This window comes from Brenneria sp. g21c3, assembly GCF_040240345.1.
Taxonomy (GTDB): domain Bacteria; phylum Pseudomonadota; class Gammaproteobacteria; order Enterobacterales; family Enterobacteriaceae; genus Brenneria.
Genome location: NZ_JBEIAB010000002.1, coordinates 81982 through 100537, shown reverse-complemented (window position 1 = coordinate 100537; position 18556 = coordinate 81982). Strand labels below are relative to the sequence as shown.

General features: G+C 47.3%; 16 protein-coding genes, 1 tRNA gene and 1 pseudogene. 9 read left to right on the top strand and 9 right to left on the bottom strand.

From position 1 onward, the window contains the following. Positions 1-388: 388 nt before the first annotated feature. From ABRZ28_RS03200 to ABRZ28_RS03190, 3 genes and pseudogenes are all read right to left on the bottom strand, one after another. Positions 389-961, bottom strand: a complete 573-nt coding sequence (locus ABRZ28_RS03200; protein ID WP_319604763.1) for a hypothetical protein — start codon at positions 959-961, stop codon at positions 389-391. A gap of 218 nt (positions 962-1179) precedes the next feature. Further along, a complete protein-coding gene (locus tag ABRZ28_RS03195) occupies positions 1180-1695 on the bottom strand; it encodes a rhomboid family intramembrane serine protease (protein ID WP_330519482.1) in 516 nt (171 codons plus the stop codon). A 281-nt stretch (positions 1696-1976) separates the two neighbouring features. Then, positions 1977-2240, bottom strand: a pseudogene (locus ABRZ28_RS03190) (helix-turn-helix domain-containing protein). Between the two features lie 104 nt (positions 2241-2344). Here ABRZ28_RS03190 and ABRZ28_RS03185 point away from each other — a divergent pair. From ABRZ28_RS03185 to ABRZ28_RS03165, 5 genes are all read left to right on the top strand, one after another. After that, complete coding sequence (locus ABRZ28_RS03185) at positions 2345-2599, top strand: helix-turn-helix domain-containing protein (protein WP_319604765.1); 255 nt, start codon at positions 2345-2347, stop codon at positions 2597-2599. 514 nt (positions 2600-3113) lie between these two features. Beyond that, the gene (locus ABRZ28_RS03180) at positions 3114-3368 is read left to right on the top strand and encodes a ribbon-helix-helix domain-containing protein (RefSeq protein WP_048637314.1); all 255 of its coding nucleotides are present in this window, start codon (positions 3114-3116) and stop codon (positions 3366-3368) included. Positions 3369-3372: 4 nt separating this feature from the next. Beyond that, complete coding sequence (locus ABRZ28_RS03175; RefSeq protein ID WP_330519481.1) at positions 3373-3687, top strand: type II toxin-antitoxin system RelE/ParE family toxin; 315 nt, start codon at positions 3373-3375, stop codon at positions 3685-3687. A gap of 614 nt (positions 3688-4301) precedes the next feature. Beyond that, the gene (locus tag ABRZ28_RS03170; RefSeq protein ID WP_330519479.1) at positions 4302-5363 is read left to right on the top strand and encodes a DUF262 domain-containing protein; all 1062 of its coding nucleotides are present in this window, start codon (positions 4302-4304) and stop codon (positions 5361-5363) included. 8 nt (positions 5364-5371) lie between these two features. Then, complete coding sequence (locus tag ABRZ28_RS03165; RefSeq protein ID WP_330519478.1) at positions 5372-6007, top strand: MAE_28990/MAE_18760 family HEPN-like nuclease; 636 nt, start codon at positions 5372-5374, stop codon at positions 6005-6007. A 530-nt stretch (positions 6008-6537) separates the two neighbouring features. Here ABRZ28_RS03165 and ABRZ28_RS03160 read toward each other — a convergent pair. Continuing rightward, positions 6538-8916, bottom strand: coding sequence for a DUF4238 domain-containing protein (locus tag ABRZ28_RS03160; protein ID WP_330519477.1), 2379 nt, complete (start codon positions 8914-8916; stop codon positions 6538-6540). Between the two features lie 812 nt (positions 8917-9728). On the opposite strand from ABRZ28_RS03160, the gene ABRZ28_RS03155 reads away from it, so the two are divergent. Beyond that, positions 9729-10592, top strand: coding sequence for a phage integrase N-terminal domain-containing protein (locus tag ABRZ28_RS03155; RefSeq protein WP_330519476.1), 864 nt, complete (start codon positions 9729-9731; stop codon positions 10590-10592). A gap of 168 nt (positions 10593-10760) precedes the next feature. Here the strand turns inward: ABRZ28_RS03155 and ABRZ28_RS03150 are convergent, their stop codons facing one another. Further along, positions 10761-11006: a helix-turn-helix domain-containing protein gene (locus ABRZ28_RS03150; RefSeq protein WP_239782396.1), complete on the bottom strand. Its 246-nt coding sequence runs from the start codon at positions 11004-11006 to the stop codon at positions 10761-10763. Between the two features lie 106 nt (positions 11007-11112). Between ABRZ28_RS03150 and ABRZ28_RS03145 the strand changes: the two genes are divergently transcribed. Further along, positions 11113-11376, top strand: coding sequence for a helix-turn-helix domain-containing protein (locus ABRZ28_RS03145; protein ID WP_121589836.1), 264 nt, complete (start codon positions 11113-11115; stop codon positions 11374-11376). 101 nt (positions 11377-11477) lie between these two features. Next, positions 11478-11747, top strand: coding sequence for a helix-turn-helix domain-containing protein (locus tag ABRZ28_RS03140; protein ID WP_048639778.1), 270 nt, complete (start codon positions 11478-11480; stop codon positions 11745-11747). Between the two features lie 5 nt (positions 11748-11752). Here the strand turns inward: ABRZ28_RS03140 and ABRZ28_RS03135 are convergent, their stop codons facing one another. From ABRZ28_RS03135 to ABRZ28_RS03120, 4 genes are all read right to left on the bottom strand, one after another. Then, entirely contained in the window at positions 11753-13117 is a 1365-nt protein-coding gene (locus ABRZ28_RS03135) for a tyrosine-type recombinase/integrase (RefSeq protein ID WP_442878665.1), read from the bottom strand. Between the two features lie 228 nt (positions 13118-13345). Then, positions 13346-13421 (bottom strand) — tRNA-Gly (locus ABRZ28_RS03130). Between the two features lie 223 nt (positions 13422-13644). Beyond that, positions 13645-14571: a D-2-hydroxyacid dehydrogenase gene (locus ABRZ28_RS03125; RefSeq protein ID WP_319605913.1), complete on the bottom strand. Its 927-nt coding sequence runs from the start codon at positions 14569-14571 to the stop codon at positions 13645-13647. Between the two features lie 182 nt (positions 14572-14753). Continuing rightward, on the bottom strand, positions 14754-16493 hold the full coding sequence (locus tag ABRZ28_RS03120) for a glycoside hydrolase family 13 protein (protein WP_330519475.1): 1740 nt from the start codon (positions 16491-16493) through the stop codon (positions 14754-14756). 817 nt (positions 16494-17310) lie between these two features. On the opposite strand from ABRZ28_RS03120, the gene ABRZ28_RS03115 reads away from it, so the two are divergent. Then, positions 17311-18534: a hypothetical protein gene (locus ABRZ28_RS03115; protein ID WP_319605915.1), complete on the top strand. Its 1224-nt coding sequence runs from the start codon at positions 17311-17313 to the stop codon at positions 18532-18534. Positions 18535-18556 lie beyond the last annotated feature (22 nt).

The following is an 18556-nucleotide window of genomic DNA, read 5'->3' as shown; positions in this document are numbered from 1 at the left end:
CTTTTCATTAACACTTATATTCAGCCTGCTTATGGAAAAACGCACTGTTGTTCCGGATAGTTGCCAACCTTTGCGACCAGCCCGGCTGGCATGACGCCTTTTGGCCTCCCGGCTTTTTATCATCTTGATCGGCTCCCCATTACCTGGTTCACCATGGCGCTAAGTCTGCAATTCGCTCATTGTTGACATAGTGTCATCGATCCGCAGGTAGGTGCCAAAAAGAAATCTTTCAAAGAGTTAGTAATCAAGACATGTCATCAGCTCATTGCCTAAAACATGATGTTTCATTGATGGCTCGATTACTGTAGCTGAAATACCAATACCAGCGCTCGCCTGTAACCACGAATTAAGAGGTTATGAATAAAACGATGATGCAGGTGCTTTGGTTTCAATAAGCTAATACCTGCATCCAGTCGGGGTTGTTTAGAATCCGGTAGAAGGGAAGTAGACGCTCTTTAACCTGCTCTAAAAGCTCATCTTCACTCATTTCAGATGCTCTGGAATTAAATACAGGAATTGACTCGTCATAGAGTTCCCAATAAAAATTTGATAGTGTATTTGTTATACAGGCGAAAGCTCGTGGTGGGTGGTCTAAAACATAATGTGTAAAAAATGAAAGCCTGCTTTCGATTTCGTATGCGGATGAGGCTGTAATCAACTGTTCCAGCTGCAAGCGAAGCCAAACTAAAGCACTATAACGAGGGGATGGATCTTGAATGCACTGTTCACTTTGGTAAATAAGCAGGTATTTCTCGACTTCAAAACGGTCTAGCGTTGAATCAAGTCCCAGCGATGCAATTATAAGAAGCGTTTCAGAGTCTATGCCAGTGATAACCTCTCTTTCAGCCCAGGCCACTACAGCCCGACAAAACGCTTCAGAGCTGATTACGCCAAACACTTCACTGAATACTTTCAGGCAAAGAAGTTCCTGCAAGCTGTATTTGTACTCTGGTTTTTCCATATTGAATACCGATTAGAACATTTACGATGTAGCTGAGTAAAATAACATCAATAACATAATTGAGTGCAAAACGAGCATAACGCATTGTCACCGTGATATGTAGTAGTAAAGGGAAACAGGCCACGGTTTTACGGTAAGAAGAGCGACATCTTGTCATTCCCAGAAAATTCAAGCATTTTCAATGAGTACTGGCATAGCTTATATGTAACTTACCGTTTTTAAATAATTTCATTATCAAAATATAATTTATGCTTTCTGTAATAAACTAGACTCAATACAAGACCGACCAAAATGGAAAGCACATGGCCAGGTTTTGGATGATGCGCATAAATAACATCCAAAATCATTGCTGGTAATATAGCAAAAACCACAGCAAACTTTAACATATTAGTCGTGTTTTCTTTAACCAAAACTAATAATAAAGCGAACGAAGAAACACCCAATACAGCTTGAGATGATCCTGTACCAATATTCCAAGGGTAACTTACAAAATTAGTACTATAAAGGGTTCCTAATGCACCACTAGCAAACCATAAAACGAACAGAAATCGAGAACCAATATGTTTTTCTAATAAAACGCCGAGTATAAAAAAAGACAACACATTATAAATCATATGAATCGGTTTAACATGTATGAATTGGGAGAGCAGTAGTCTCCAGATTTCAAAATCATACAGTTTACTTGGCGTTACCCCCCCAAACTTCTCTAAATCCAGAACGCTTATTTTACCCATAAAACTTCCCGTCAGGGAATATGAAACATATGTAGAATAAAAAAATGTCAGGCATATGATAAATATAGTTGTTAGGGGAAAATAGTTTTTATGCATCACCGATATCCTTTTATAATTTAAAGTCACAGTAATATGACTCATTAAAGACTCAGTTTATATGTTAGCGGATTATATAATCAATAAACCTCAAAATGCAGGATAGACCTACTGGTTCACGATGGCACAGATGTAGGCTTATGGTAAACATACCTGCAACTTTAAGTATCACAAGTATATCGATATTATTTTATCCTTTTGCCATAAATCTGTTTCACAAACCACCTGCGCCTGTCGCCCTGTCCACTCCCGATATCCTGATAGCATGAAGGCCAGATCTCTTTCGGTTGTTTTTTAAGCGCATCAGCAATTAAACGCTCGCCCCTCGGCCCAGCGCATTCGCCGACGTGGACGAGGCCAGCTCCGCCGCTTTGAAACCGCTGCAACGTTGTTCCCTATTTTCTTAGAGATGCAATGATATCAGCAGGATGCCAGTCATTTTTATTCATCTTCCTGGCTCCTCTTCATAACGAATTTCATTGATTATCCTGTTTTGGGATAACTCAATAAATGGCTGATATTCGATTTTGGGATATCAATCAAGGTTAACGAGATGGCGTCAATTTATTCAGAAGAATATCAACGTGTTATCAAGGCGCTGCGCGAGGCGCGCATAGCGAAAGGGGTCACGCAGGACAGTCTGGCTCAGGCGCTGGCTCGCCCTCAGTCGTTTATCGCCAAAGTCGAAAACGGAGAGCGCCGGTTAGACATCGTAGAATTTGTCCACCTTGCCCGTTTGCTCTCGATCGATCCCATCAGCATCATTGGCAAGATCCCGGCGAAAAATAAGCCGCTCAGCGCAAAATAACCTCGCGTAACAACGTGCGCCTTCCACAGGCCGCATCCGATTATTCAACGCCATGTTGAACGCGCGGACACATAGCTACGCTGGGGAGTTCAATGGATTTTTTAGCATGCGCAACAGAGCGACTACCCTGTTGAATCAGAGAGCTACAGACTTTGGTGGAGGTCTATAGAAAAGAAATTGGAGCGGGAAACGAGACAAGCTCTGAGTTGCTAAGTCTGAGTTTATTAACGTTAATTTGATACTGTCAGTATCTGTCGAGCCTTGAAATTAGCCTTGTTTTGGTGGCTCGTCAAACAAACGAATTAACAGCTCCTTTAGACAGCCATCAAAACTCAATCTCCCTTCCCGATTAATATTATCCCCACGCCAAAAATAATGCGCCAACATTGCATAACCTTATGATAATAGGATTCTTTATTTATCTAACCTATACCTTATGGCATACGGCCTGACGTTGTTTTTGTATTATTTTTTGCTTATATTCAATACGAGATTCATCAATGAGGAACACACCATGTCCCGAACCACGACAATGACCGTTCGCCTCAAAGGGCCACTGAGCGACTTCGTGGCCGCCAACGTAGGCGAAAACGGCGCTTACGACAACGTCAGCGAGTACATCCGGGATCTGATCCGCCGGGACAAAGAGCGGGTAGAGGCGGAAGCATTCGCACGACTCAAGGCCGAACTAACTAATGCCTTTGCTGCACCAGAATCTTCATACGTCTCCCTGACCGCCGCAGATATCATCGCACGCAACAAGGCCTGACCCTATGGCTAATGTCCGCATACAGGAGGCCGCCTCTTATCGCCTTGACGAGATCTACCGCTACACGCGCGAGCGATGGGGTACAGAGCAAGCGGATAGCTACATTACCGGCATGTTTCAGGCATTTTCCAGGATAGAAACCCACGAGGTCGTTTCACGGCCAGTGCCCGCCGAATTTGGGGTAGAAGGTTTCTTCTTTCGCTACGAGCGACATGTTGTCTACTGGCGCAGACTATCAAACGGTGACATCGGTATCGTGACGATCCTGCATGAGCGGATGCATCAGATTGATCGGTTTCGAGAAGATTTTGGCATTTGATGGCGGCTTAGGCATGGTTATTCTTAAATGAGCTAAGTTGCGTTGATTCGTACTTAATCTGACATATTACTACTCTGGGTCTATCAGATCTGACTGTCGGCTCAGTGCCATGAGCGGATGTTGTTAGTTTCAGCCTATGTTAATCAACGGAAAGCAGATCAGTCTGGCAGACGGAGCTTTATACGCTGGACTGGATAGCAGACTTTCTCTTCCTAAGGCCGCGAACGACAAAGAAATCGTTGCTGACTTCGGCTTAGGCCTTAACTGCTCCCTGTTCGACAAAACCCTTAGATGGGCATATCATACGATTCGTCATTGCTGGCCAGAGTATGACCAGTGGCTGCAAGCCTGCTATAATCGTATAGCCTTTAGTTTTCTATACCTCTTGACGATAAAGAAGTTCGGGGTATTACGCTAAGCATTGCCAAATGGACGATCAACAAATTTACTGCTGGCTCATTTCATTAGTATGTTCAAAAGACTCATGTATCAAAATTTAGGCTTTGTGAGGGAAGCGAAGCAAATGAGGGGGGAGACCATCGTTAAATGAACCATGAATTTGATTAGAAATAAGTCGTGAAACTTACTTTGGGAATAAGAAAAAGAGGCTTTAAATGAGTGACGTAGAAAATCAAATAGTAGAGCTTAAAAAAACTGTGGCTTACGACAGCAAAGATTACACGATTGAGCTGCTAGTTAGCAAATACAATAATGGCTTAGATGATGATGAGAACGAAATTTATGTCCCAGATTATCAGCGGGATTTTGTGTGGGATGATGCGAGACAATCAAAATTAATTGAGTCTATAGTATTAGGCTTGCCCGTCCCTCCTATATTTGTCGCTGAGAATAAAAATGGGAGACTTGAGATAGTCGACGGTTCTCAGAGAATAAGAACTTTGAGCGCCTTCATTGAAGGAACTCTTGAACTAACTGGATTAGAAAAGGTAACAAAGTTGAATGGTATGCACTTCGCTGATTTTGATATATCTAGGAGAAGGAAGTTCAACAATACTACAATATCCGTATTTGTCCTTTCCGAAGCAGCTAATGAAGAAGTTAAAAATGACTTATTCGAAAGGATAAACAAAGGCAGTGATATTCTAAGGAACATGGAAACAAGAAAGGGGGTGTATAGAGGTAAGTTCACTGACTTTATATATAATGAATGTGCTAAAAATGATAAATTTAAAAAAGCAGTGCATCTTTCTAAAAATGTAGAAAAAAGGCAGGAGCACGAAGAGTTGATTCTTAGGTTTTTCGCTTTGGTCGATCACTATCCTAAGTTCAATACGTTTTCAAGAAGCGTTAGTAAGGCCCTTGATAATTATATGGGGGATAAGCGTGACTCATTCACCGAGCAGGAGAAGAAAGATAAAAGGGAAAAGTTTGAAAGGATGGTCAACTTTGTAAGTGACAACTTTAAATATGGATTTTCTAAGAAACAAGGACAAGATGTATCAAGAATACTTTTTGAAGCAATCTCGGTAGGGACTCATCTTGCACTGGAAGAAAAAACACCTCTTGTTTTGAAAAAACAAATTGAGGTTCAGTACTTTTTCACCGATCGAGAGTTTAGCCGTGCAGCGACTGGACAGTATAGAACTCACTCAACGGAAAACTTAAACAAAAGAATCGAATTTGTTAAGAATAGAATCTTAGAGCTTTCAAAATGAAAAGCGTAATGGCAGACTTTCAGGAAAGAAGTGGATCGGTTAAGTCTCTATTTTCTCATATAGAGTCAGTATCTTCTGTAAATGGAAATGTGGATATAACCGTGATTCTTAAATCTGCTTTTTATGTCGCCCTGTATAATAATATAGAGGCCACGATTTATTCCATTCTTGAGAGGATTCACGAAGAGTGCAATAAATGCCACTTTGTTGATTTGTCGCCAAAGATAAAAGATAAATTCCTACACTATCACTTTGGAAATGGCGATCTTAATATAAAAAGGAAGAGAAAGTTAGCTGAGGACTTTGCCTCATCTAATCTCTCCTTTCCCTACTTAAGTGAATATCAGAAGGTTAAAACTGTTTTTTCTGGAAACTTGGATTGTTTTAAAATAAGAGAGGTGTTTAATAGTTACGGTATTACCGTAGGAAATGTCAAAGGTAATGCAGAACATATTTTATTGGTGAAGACCAAAAGAAACAAGATCGCGCATGGGGAGCTGTCCCTGTCGGAGGCTGGTTTGCAAGTCACGAATAAAAAACTAGGTGAGGTGCAAAAATCAGTAAATGAAGCGCTATATGACTTCATATCCTTTGCCGATCTTTTTTTAAGTCAGCGACGGTTCCTCGCTCAGACCTTAAAGTGAGACTAAACAACCTATATCAGATAACAGCCCACTTCAGTAGAGGGCTGTTTTTAGCAATGATCACACACTGAAATCTTTCACCGTTCTGCCTGCTTCGATGGACTTCAGGACGGCAATGATTCTGTATTCAGTAAAACGGGCTTTGCGCATAGCGAGCTCCTTCGGGGCGATCTCAGTATGCCGGAAAATATCTAAAAGTGAACGTCACCATCATGTGTGATGGTTACATGTCGACTACGGTTGATTTCACGGGATTGGGATTCGTGCTCGTGATGCTTGTTCAACGAGCTAAATTTTATCAAAGGAATCGCCGTAAAAACACCGATATTAGTCATGACATGCCCGCTTTTCGCTCATACCCACCCAAGGTACTTCCTGCGATCGACTTAGTGCCAAACGCTACCATTTATTCTAATTTTCTTTTGGGCATAAATATTTTAACTAAATTTCTGCGTATAAATTAGATTAGATGTTTCAAAATAGTTAATTTCCATATGGCACTTGCAATATCAACCAAGCAATAGCTTGTGCTATGAAAGATCTATACCATAAACTGATCTGACTTGATGAGCATATCTCAGACAGCTAGAACGAGCCAGTAATCGCTGAACATTTGCATCATAGAAACCATTATCAGGGCTGGATATCTTCAGGTGCTTAAGTATCAATGAATCAGTAACCTGACTAAGGCATTCCGCAAAGTCGAATGCCTGATCAGCTATTCGGATCAATTGAGCTGTGTCACGGTTATTATCCAAGACCATACGGTCAACCGCTTTTAGGATATTTCTCGCTGTAGCGAAGTGGCCTTGGGACTTCTGAAAAGTGTCCAGAAACAGTTCGTCAATTGGTATTGCATTTAACTGACCAAGTACTTTATTCCAAGGATAAGTAACTATGCCCAGGTTCCGGTGCTGTGCAGACATAAATTCTTTCCATCGCGAGCCGCTATCCGTAACCAGAACAGAACCCGTGACTTGAGCTATTAACAGCGCCATTTCATAGTTTGGTCCCATGCGAAACTGCATTAATTGACCACCATCGCTTGCTGGCAATTGTTGTAACATCACCAATGGAGATGCTTCAGCGCTTTGTTCCAATCCAGTAATGACCTGCGTTGCAACCGTCTGATCTAAACCAAGTTCACTTATAAGAAACTGGACTCTTATATCCTTTGGCATCATTGCTGTTGAGTTCAGAATATCTTCAGTTGTCAAACTGAAATGTAAGCGCCGATCTTGCTCACACAGAATTTTTTCTGTTCGGCTTCTGTCTTCAGCCATTTCCATCATTGCTCTCATCAACTCAATATCAAATTCGCTTGGGTCAGGAATAAGATTAACTAAACCAAGTCCAATAAATGGTTCCATGTGTAGCATAAACATAAAGTCTTTTAGCGCTTGGTACTTATATTTCTGGGGAGACTTGGTTGGGCTAAGTTCTGGCCTAATGTTATTAGGATTAGTTATAGGAGTCTCAACCAGAAATTCATCAAATAAGGATGCCATTGGCAAGGCATTCGAATCAATAGTTCGAATGTCTAACGGCCCTGAATATAACCCTCGAAACTTGCCGTCAGATTTCGGCAGCAACGAGTAAATATCGGTTTCACAGGGCCATAATGCTGAATAAAATCCGTAGATTTTCCTTATCTGCTCTTCAGATAGCTCTCTCCTGACATCCAGCCATGTTTTACCGCTATTTAGTCCAAGAACATCTCGAATACAGTTACAAAATGCTAGGTTTCGCTCTCGGATACTGGCGACATCCCAAGTAGTACGCAAATCAGCCGGAATATTGCGGCAACAGTTTTTATATTTCCGGCCACTACCGCAACCACAAAAATCGTTACGGCCTAATCGAGCTTCATCGATATTCTTATTCAGGTATTCGTTTGGAGGAGCTGTTCTACCAAATGCATCTTGATAGTGAACTGTTCCATCACCAAACTTGGCAAACATTTCTCCACCAAATCTGTATAGTTCATTTGATGGTGGCAACAGAACGTGCCGTAAGCCAGCCCAATCACAAGTTACATCATTTTCAGGATATAGCCACTCTTCTTTACCAGCAGCGACAGACGCTTTGGCCCTACTTTTAATGATGTAATTAATATGAGTAACTTCATTCGCAGTCAGCCTACGAGTGTTAATAAACTCGATGGTGTTGACCATGCTATGACGCGCACGTGTCGCATTGGTTCGCTGTTCAAGTGGGTTCGCGTTTTCAGGGTCTTGAGCGTATTCGAGATTTGTCAAAATCAGGCAACGATTCTTATCCAACGGAAATATGGTTTGCGATCCCTTTAGCGAGATATCAGGGTCATTCGGATAGCCACAAAACTCAGAATCTGGTGAACAGGCGTGGTTGTAAACGGTTACTGGATGGTCTGAAACAATAAATTTAACATCAGAATTTTCAGCTGATACCAACTCTCTGACACCTTCAGCCCATAACGTGCAGTGCATGGTTCGTAACGACTGCATCTCAAGCATGAGCTGCGTTTGTGTTAGCTCTGGGTATTTACTCTTAATCCAGTCCAAGCCTTTAGGGGTTCGTAACTTTTGAGCGTCGAGATAAGTAAAGAGATCCTCAAAGTTATGGTGCCACTGGGACTGGTCATCAGTTAGATACGCTCGGACAGATTTTGATCCATTATCATCGATTGGACCAAATAGCCTTTGCTCTATTTCGTCGTTGACCTCAGTACCGAAGAATGTCGAATACAAGTCTATCTCATAGAAGCGTTGAGCTGACGTATACCATTTCTTTGAGTGGACAATCTTCAGTTCACCATTCGGTAAGTCAATTTTTCGACGTGTTAGATGGCAGAGTTGGTTATCTCGCTCATCTACGAAGCCCGTTTGATACCATTGAGGCACGTAATGATTATCTCTGGTTTTTGTCACTTTATGCGATCACATCCATCTCAACTTTATGAGTATGGATAGCGTACATCAACAAATTACTTACCGGAACGAGAGGATCCGTACTTTGCCTGCATAAGTCGCATTAGTTAACTGAGTTAATCTGAATGACCGCTTCGCTCTTAGCCAACTGTCAGATTTAGCCGCACCTTGCCACTGTTTATTCGCTCTGCGCCAACATCAAGCCGTCACTGCCGCCGCAGTGACGGCTTGATGCAACGCTGCAACAATATGGGCTGGCGCAATGCCCTATTCATTACTGTCTGCGTGACGATGCTCCGGCATACTGCCCCTGCAACAACCTTCCGGTGGGTCTGAACACCGGAAACATGGCACAGCGTATATGCTGCGCTGGCCGTACCCATCCGGCCATCCCAAAGGCATTGGCTCCTGCGAGTGTCTGTCCGATCAGGATGGAGCCATCCAGACGCTTCCGGCTCATTCCCGGCGTCGCCCCTTAATCGGGTTGAGCCTTTTTTCTCTCAGGGTATTACTGGCCCAATTTAATCAATGTCTCTTATCCGCAGCGAGCCGCTGGCCCGCATTTTCTTTCCATCCATCTGCAACAAAGGAGGTTTTACCACGTTTTTCAGGCAGTGCCCTCCGCCCGGCTTTCCAGCAGGAAACAAGGCGGATGCCTCAATCTGAGGCAACAGACGTTCTGAGCGTCTGGCCTCTGCCCTTCGGGGATCTTGTCGCAGTGAATGCGGCGAGTTGGCAATTACACTAACCCGATTTCCTCTCAGAACAAGCGAATTAACTGTAGCAAAAAGACCGACAAAGAGGAGGCTGATTTGGATGACCTGACATGGACGCTGAACCAGCTTTGCCGACGCAACCGGGACGGCAGCCATACCACGCAGGCTGACAGAAAACGGTCTCTAACCCTGATGGCCCGCCAGTTACGTGAGGCCGCTTTCCGCCAGATGCGCGCTACTTCGCTTAAAGGTAAGCATATCTACACCCTGCTGACGCGCTGGCAATCAGAGGATTTGTCCGCCGGCACACTAAAGAACCGGCTGGCGCATCTGCGCTGGTGGGCGGAGAAGATTGGCAAACCGAGCCTGCTGCCCGCCGACAACGACCAGTTGGGCATTCCCAAACGGTGCTATGTCACCAATCAGAATAAAGCCCAAGCGCTGAACGACCGGCTCGACCGTATCCGCGACCCACAGGTAAAAATGAGCTTGCGTTTGCAGGCCGCCTTTGGGCTACGCCGAAAAGAGTGCCTGCTGTTCCAGCCCCGCTATGCCGACCGGGGCGACCATATCGCATTGAAAGGCACATGGACCAAAGGCGGTAAAGCACGTACCGTCCCCATCACTACGCCAGAACAACGGGCCGTGCTGGATGAAGCCCACGCGCTGGCGGGAGCCGGTTCGCTAATCCCGGCGCATAAAACCTATATCCAGCAGCGGCATCTGTATGACGGCCAGTGCAAAAACGCCGGACTCAGCGGCATGCACGGTTTACGCCATCGTTACGCCCAGATGCGCTATGAAACCCTGACCGGCTGGCTGGCCCCCGCCGCCGGTGGCCCCGGCTATAACCACCTGACGCCGCAGCAACGAGCCATCGACCGTGAGGTGCGGCAAATCATTAGTCGGGAACTGGGGCATGAAAGATTACAGATCGTGTCGCTCTATCTTGGACGATAAAAAGGGGTTTCTAGATCAAAAAGGCAGGAAATGGCCGAAGGGAATAGATATTAAGGGGCAACGGACCTGCCAGAAAAAGGGAAAAGGCACTCTGCCCTATTTCACGGTATCCCAGTCGCGGCTGCCAGCAGACGACGTCATAAACAGCCATCAAGCCCCTTCAGGTTTTCAATCCTGCTCCCCTTCCCCACCCTGACCACGGCTGATGCCCTGATAGCGGGAAGGCCAGATCTCTTCCGGCTGTTTGTTCAACGCTTCGGCAATCAAGCGCTCGCCCTTCGGCCAGTGTCGCGTCAGCGCATTTGCCAATGTAGATGACGCTAATCCCGCCTCTCTGGAGATCGCCGCCAGCGTTGTGCCACGTTTTCTCAAGCCAGCGATAATATCCGCCGGATGCCAGTCATTAACGTTCATTACTCTCTCCCCCCATGATTTTATCCGCCATGTTCAACATCTCTAAACAACTACGATGTTAAGTAATGCTAAACACTAAGTCAATAGCTTATCTAGGGTGTTGATCATGCTTCCCGGACGTCTTAAATCCGCACGGTTAAACGCGCATCTTACTCAGGAAAAACTGGGTACGCTGGCAGGTATTGAAGAGGAAACCGCGCGGTCACGCGTCTCGCAATATGAAAACGGGATACATCGCCCGACATTCGAAATGATGTGCGCCTTTGCGAAGGTGCTGAATGTGCCGGAGGGTTATTTCTACACCCTTGATGATAAATTTGCAGCCATGCTGCTCGACCTTTATCGCCAATATAAAGCGCATTCCCTCTGACCTTTCTCTTTCCACAAGCGACTCTGTTCAGGGACTCTAAGCAACTCACCTGTAAAGCAATGCTAAACATGACGTCAATATTGATTATTGATGGTGTCACTATGTTACCTGCTCGCCTTAAAGCTGCCCGCCTGCGTGCCCAAATGACTCAGGAAAAATTGGGGGTACTCGCTGGGATTGAAGAAGCCACCGCGCGGTCGCGTGTCTCCCAGTATGAAAGCGGCACACATCGCCCGACATTTGAGACGATGTGCGCCTTTGCCCGCGTTCTTAACGTCCCCGAAAGCTATTTTTATACCCTTGACGACGACTTTGCAGACATCATCCTGAAACTATATGACGGTGAAGTCGTTCAGTGGACAAAGGGATAACCCGCTCATTGCAAAATAAACTCACGTAAAAACAGTATGCCCTCGCCGGGCAACATCCGACCGTCTGCCATCGCTTTCAGCGTGTTTTCAAGTACGCTGTTTTTTGCAACGCCATAATTAACCTCAGCGGTTCCGTTCGTCGCCCAGCGATCCAGCTTATCCGCCCACTCCTGCATCATGCGCCGCCGCTGTTCCACATACTGCGCATGATTGTAGGCCGCTCTGACTTTGTTGGGGTCGGCGTGGGAAAGCTGCGCCTCAATCCACATTTTGGGATAGCCGATTTCGTTGAGCGCCGTCGAGATGGTGGCGCGAATACCGTGGCCGGTTAGTTGTTCCGCATACCCCATACGGCGCAGTGCGCTATTAAGCGTATTTTCACTGATGCGTTTCTTTAAATCGCTACGGTGGGTCAGCAGATATTTTTGAGCCGGTTTCATCTGCGCCAGCAGATGATGCACAATGTCGAGCGCCTGAGCGGGTAACGGCACAACGTATGGCGGAATAGCCTGACCATTCTTGCCGAGCCTGCGCATAGCGTTCTGCAACTGCTTTATATTCTCCGGCGGGATGATCCATAGCTCACGCTTCAGATCGAACTGATCCGGCGTTGCCAGCCGCAGTTCTCCGGTGCGAACCCCGGTCAATAGCAACAGCCGGATGCCAAGCTGCGTTTGCATATCGCCTGCGTAGTTGCTCAGCTTCCGGAGTAATAACGGCAGCTCGTGGATAGCGAGATAGGGATTATGCCTGACAGGTGGCTTAGGGGCCGCCACCACGTCCAGATCCGACGCCGGGTTAGTTTCCAGCCCTTCGGCTTTTACCAGCGCAAAGCGAAACAGCTGGTTAAACCACGTACGCACCTTTTCCGCGATGGTCAGCGCTTTGCGCCGTTCAATACGGGCAATCACCTCCAGCAGGTCAGAGCGACGGATCTCAAAGATCGAACGCTCGCCCAGAATGGGCAGCACATCTTTAGAAAAAATACGCTGGATTTGCGACAGGGTACTTTGCAGCCCTTCTCTGAGTTCGAGTCTGCGATGGTCAAGCCAAAGGGAATAGACGGCTTTGAAGCTGTGTCCGGCGGCCAGACGCGCGGCCTGCCGCTTTTGTTTGCGAACGGTGGAGGGGTTGATGCCTTTAGCCAACAGCTCGCGAGCGTCATCACGCAATGCGCGCGCTTTGCGTAAGCCGATTGCAGGATAACGGCCCAGAGAGAGGCGCTTCTGTTTACCCAGCCAGTAATAGCGAAAATGCCATGACTTACCGCCTACCGGCGAAACAACCAGACCGAGGCCATCGCAATCAGGAAGATGAAAGGTTTTGCCGTTGGCTTTAGCCTGCCGGATAATCAGATCGGAAAGTGCCATGACAAGAGCTCCCAAGTTGAGACTCAGGCTCTATGCTTGTCACTGCCTTTATTTGATCCCAGCAACAATCCGCAACGCGTTGCCACCCTGTTTTTTTGGCCTCAATTCTGGCCTTAAAAAGGCTGGCCGTGGGTGGTTTTCAATGGATTGCTTTGGAAACAAAAAAAGAGCTTTTCGCTCTTTTTTCATAGACCTACAGACATCAGTGGACATCTATAGAAAAGAAATTGGAGCGGGAAACGAGACTCGAACTCGCGACCCCGACCTTGGCAAGGTCGTGCTCTACCAACTGAGCTATTCCCGCATGCGGTGCGCTGTATTATCTCTCAGTTCCGCTGAAAAGCAAACTTAACGGGCCTGGAGTGATGCATTGTCCGCAAAATGCACATAACCGCATGAATGTTATCACTATAATTCATGAGGCGGGCGGCATTATGTCCCAATCTGCGCAGGCTGACAAGGGTTTTTCAGCAAAAATTCGCTTCATCGCCACGCCGGCGCAATACCGTCTCATCATCGGCAAGGATTCAATATTCCTTGGCGAAATCCACTTCCCCGCGTAGCGCGTCGCCGCGCCGGAAACGCGCCAGGTTGTCCAGAAACAGGCGGACGAGCAGCGCTGGAACCATCGGACCGGCGACATGCGCGGTGATCGTAAGGTTGGGCGCCTGCCAAAACGGATGGGACTCAGGTAAAGGCTCCTGCCGGAAAACATCCAGCACTGCGCCGGCAATCTGTTTATTGTGCAACGCCGCGAGTAAATCCTCATCAACCACCGCCGTTCCCCGCCCTACGTTAATGAACAGGGCTGATGTTTTCATCGCGGCAAACAGCGCGGCATTGTAGATGTCCGTTGTTGCGGCGGTATCAGGCAAGAGGTTGATCACGTAGTCGGCATCCTGAACGGCGGTTTGCAGTTCGTCTATCCCCGCGACGCGCTTAAAGGAAGGTAACGGCCGGGGCGTATTCACAATGCCATAGAGCGCCGCGCCGAAAGGTTGCAGGAAACCCGCCACCTCGCCGCCAATCTCGCCGGCCCCGACAATCAGCACCTTTTTGCCGGCCAGCGATCCCGGTAAACGGCGATTCCATTCCCGCTGATTCTGGCTGCGCTGCCGCTCGTCCAGCTGTAATTCATGTCTGAGCAGTTGGGCGATAACATACTCGGCAATCGGCTGACCAAATACGCCGACCGCCCGGCTCAGTCGGTAGTCGCGCGGCAATCCCGCGGCCAATAGCGGCTTGAAACCCGCCCAGGTGGATTGCAGCCACTCAGGTTTAGCGCCCCGGGCCAACAGCGCGGCGGCGACATCCGGCTCGCCGAGCCAGACGGCATAACGGTTCGCTTGTTCCGTGGTGCCGTCCGATAACGCCAGCTCAATCGGCGCGGCTTCATCATGCAACTGCGCGCGTATTTCCTCAACACGAGGATCCAGCAGAAGAACCGTGGTCATCATCTCTTCCTTACGCAAAAAACAATACATAAAAGGAGAATAACAGCGTAACCGCTAAGAAGAAAACCTCAATGCGCGGTCCGAAAAGACGGGAAAGGCGAACCCGCGTCCGCCTCTTTTTATCGGTCGATGAAACCATCAGGAAGGCCATATCCTGCCTGCGTTCGCAGGCAGGATAAAAGCTATATTTGGAAAATGACCGCCTGCCAGGGCTTCATCGTCAGGCGGCTGTCGCCCGGCGCGGCCGCCGGTTCAGCGCGGTTGCTGATTAACGTTTTGCCGATTTTTTTGCCATCAGGGATATCCCATTCGACATTATCATGGGTGAAATTGATCGCCACCAGATACTGTTGATCTTCCAGGGTGCGGGTATAAGCGAACAGTTGATTATGCTGCGGATCAAGATCGCGATATTCCCCGTAGATCAAAGCGGGCGCCTGGCGCCTTAGCGCAATCAGTTCGCGATGATAGTTATACACGGAATCCGACTGGTCAATCTGCGAAGCGGCATTAATTTGCCTGTAGTTCGGATTAACCGCCAGCCACGGAGTGCCTTCGCTAAAGCCGCTATTCACCTCTTCGCTCCATTGCATCGGCGTTCTGGCGTTATCGCGGCTGGTCTGGCTCAGGTGTTGCAGGAACTCATCCGCCGTCACTTGTCCGCTTTCCACCAGCACCTTCCACAGCCCCCGAACTTCGACGTCCTCAAAATCCGTCACCGTCCTGAAAGGATAGTTGGTCATTCCCAGTTCATCGCCTTGATACAGGAAAGGCGTGGCGCGCTGGGTTAGCATCATCGTCGCCAGCGCTTTGGCGGATAAAACGCGCCACCGATCGCTGTCGTCGCCAAAATGCGAAACTGCGCGCGGGTGGTCGTGGTTGCTCAAAAAGCTGGTATTCCATCCCAAACGTCCCGACCGATCGATTTTCTCAAACGCCGCTTTTAACTGCGGCAATGTCCAGTCCGTCTTACGCCAGTTATCCCGATCGAGACGAACGATATCGAAATGAAACAGCATATTGAGTTCATTGCGGTCGGCGTTGATAAATTTCGGCGTATCCTCAAAGGTTACGCCAAAGGCCTCGCCCACCGTCATGGTATCGTAGCGGGATAACACTTCCCGGTTCATTTCCTGCAAATATTCATGAATACGCGGCCCGTGGGCAAAGACTAATTCCGGGTGCGTTAATTTATCCGGCGGCAAATCAGGCAGGCCGTCCTGTTTGGAGATAAAGGGAATCACGTCCATACGAAAACCAGAAACGCCTTTATCCAGCCAGAAGCGCATGATGTCGTACACTTCCTCACGTACTTTTTTATTTTCCCAATTCAAATCCGGCTGTTTTTCCGCAAAATAGTGCAGGTAATATTGTCCTGTCGCGTCGTCTTTTTTCCAGGCCGAACCGCCGAAGAAAGAGGGATAATTATTCGGCGCATCGCCATTACGACCGTCCCGCCAGATATAATAATCGCGATACGGATTCTCTTTCGACTTTCTGCTTTCCTTAAACCATTGATGCTCGTCGCTGGTATGATTTACCACCAGATCGATAATTAATTTCATATTCCGACGTTTTATTTCGCTCAACATTCGATCGAAATCTTCCATCGTACCGAACTCAGCCATGACTTTTCGATAATTGCGGATGTCGTAGCCGTTATCCGCATTAGGCGAATCAAAGTGCGGACTCAGCCAAATAACATCAACCCCCAGATTCTTTAGATAATCCAGTTTCTCGGTAATGCCGTTGAGATCGCCAATACCATCGCCATTGCTGTCATTAAAAGAGCGCGGATAAATTTGATAAACGACCGCCTCTTTCCACCACTTTGCGTCTTGCGGCGGAATTGCCTGGGCGGACAGCGTGATGCCGGCTAACGATATGATCGCTGCCGGCTCACGGATATGCATGTTGGCCATCTTAATTCCTCTTTGTGAACATGTTCGTTTTCAGTGCGCTGAAGCACAAGCTGAAAGGTTCCAGCTCATTCTGGCAGCTTCTAAACAGTCTAAACTGTGAGCTGGTTAACATCTAACAGGATACATCGAATCTTTATTTAATAGGCTGATAATAATGGATAATCTTAACTTTATTTATTACATTCTTTTACCATTAGTGATAGTATTTAGAAAAATAAAACAATTAATCACAAAATAAAAAGATATTTACCGCAAAACGCCCGTTCAAACAGCGTTGGAATAAAAACAAATAAGATTATATTTTGGTGGATTAAAGGCCATTTTTGATAATATTCCGTGTAAGTTTTTGACCAGGAACAGGGAATTTCACCAACCGAAGGCTACAATGCCGACTGGAATAAGGGATAACCCAATGCTAAAGAAGCAGTAATGTCATGCTGAGTTGAAAATAACTAGGATCAGTCTTAATTAATAAGTTGTTCACTTGCTATATTATGAATCTACTTTATCCACCACCCAGCATTTACCCATAGGATTATCGCGTCCGGCGTTTAAATTCTCCATAACGCCGCCAATAATAGCGCGATAAAACAATTAGCAAGCAAATAAATCCTTATGGAAACATATCGACTTATTACGTAATTATCATTTACGGGATAAATTGCGCCATTACGGGAGTCATCTGATTGACGGATTAAATCAACCACCCCGCCGACAAGTCGCAGAATGAATAAATAAAATGGCGACAAGATTCGGCATCCGTTATTTCCCGCGCAAATAACAAGAATTGTTAACTAAGAAATAATTAGAGGCCAATATGAATACTCGATTAAAAAACCCAAAGGCGAATCTTCTTCCTTTAACGGACAAAGAGAGCATTCCCTCTTCGCTGTCCCGGCGTAAATTCATTCTTTATGGCGGATGCGTCGCGGGGACGATGGCGCTGGCCGGCGCGCCTAAAGTCATGGCCGGCAACGGCGTTAATAAGCCTAAGCCAGCGAATTGCCCGCCGGGCGTGATCGGCACATCCTGCGTCGCGACCGATAAAACGCTGGCGCCGGGCGCCAACCCGGCCGCGCCGGCGACCTTTACCATCAAACCGGCGACAGGGGAAAATATCGTTTCGGAATATCCGTTTAACGGCAGCATGCTCTACGGGGCGATGGTAAGCAGCCTGCATGAATTTGATACCAGCAGTCTGTTCGCCCATCAGGATAATGCCGATATCATATTGACCAATCTGGGGCCGCAGCCTGTGTTTGTCTCAGCCAGCGCCGAGATCAACAACGATCTCCAGAACGATACCCCGCTACGACGCCTCATTCCTTCACTGCAAAGCGTGATTATCCGGGCCGGCGCGGTGATTACCAGCGCCGACGCCGCGGCAAACGGGCTGATTTCATTGATTCAGGTACGCAGCACCCGCAATGTTGAGACGGATGTATTTTCCCAGGAAACAAACTGGGCCAAATATGCGTTCCCGGCAGGTATGCCCGCGCTGCCGCTCTGGATCTCCAACCAGCTCCATCTGGCGCATCAAATCCAGGTGAACCCGTGGCATTTGGTCGGCCTGCCGGCTCCCGCGGGCAGCAAAGCCTTACCCTATGAGCTATACGCCAACCTCTGGTGGCTGCCGGCCGGCGCGGATGCGGGGATCCACGCCGCGCATGGCAGCAATTTCCTAGAAGTGCATACGCAGTTGATTGGGTTTGGCCGCATGCAGAAATTCACCAACATGGCCAAAGCCCGTGCAGCCATTGCCGGTAAACGCGTCATCCAACCGGAAGGCGGCATGTTCTCGCCTTTCGATACCGGAAAAGCCTTCCCGGAAATGTATGAGGAATTCAGGCTGGCGCCCGGCAATTCCCATCTGCCGATGCCGCTGGTCAAGGATTATGACGGCTGGAAAGGCGAATCCGACATCTGTAAAAACGCCAGCATGGACGATCCCTGCTTCCACTACCCGCCGCATCAGTACTACGCCGACACCGATAGCGTCTGGATTGCCTTCGAATTTCACCGTTCAGCAGACAAAAGCTAATCGACAACCAAGGACAGCGTAG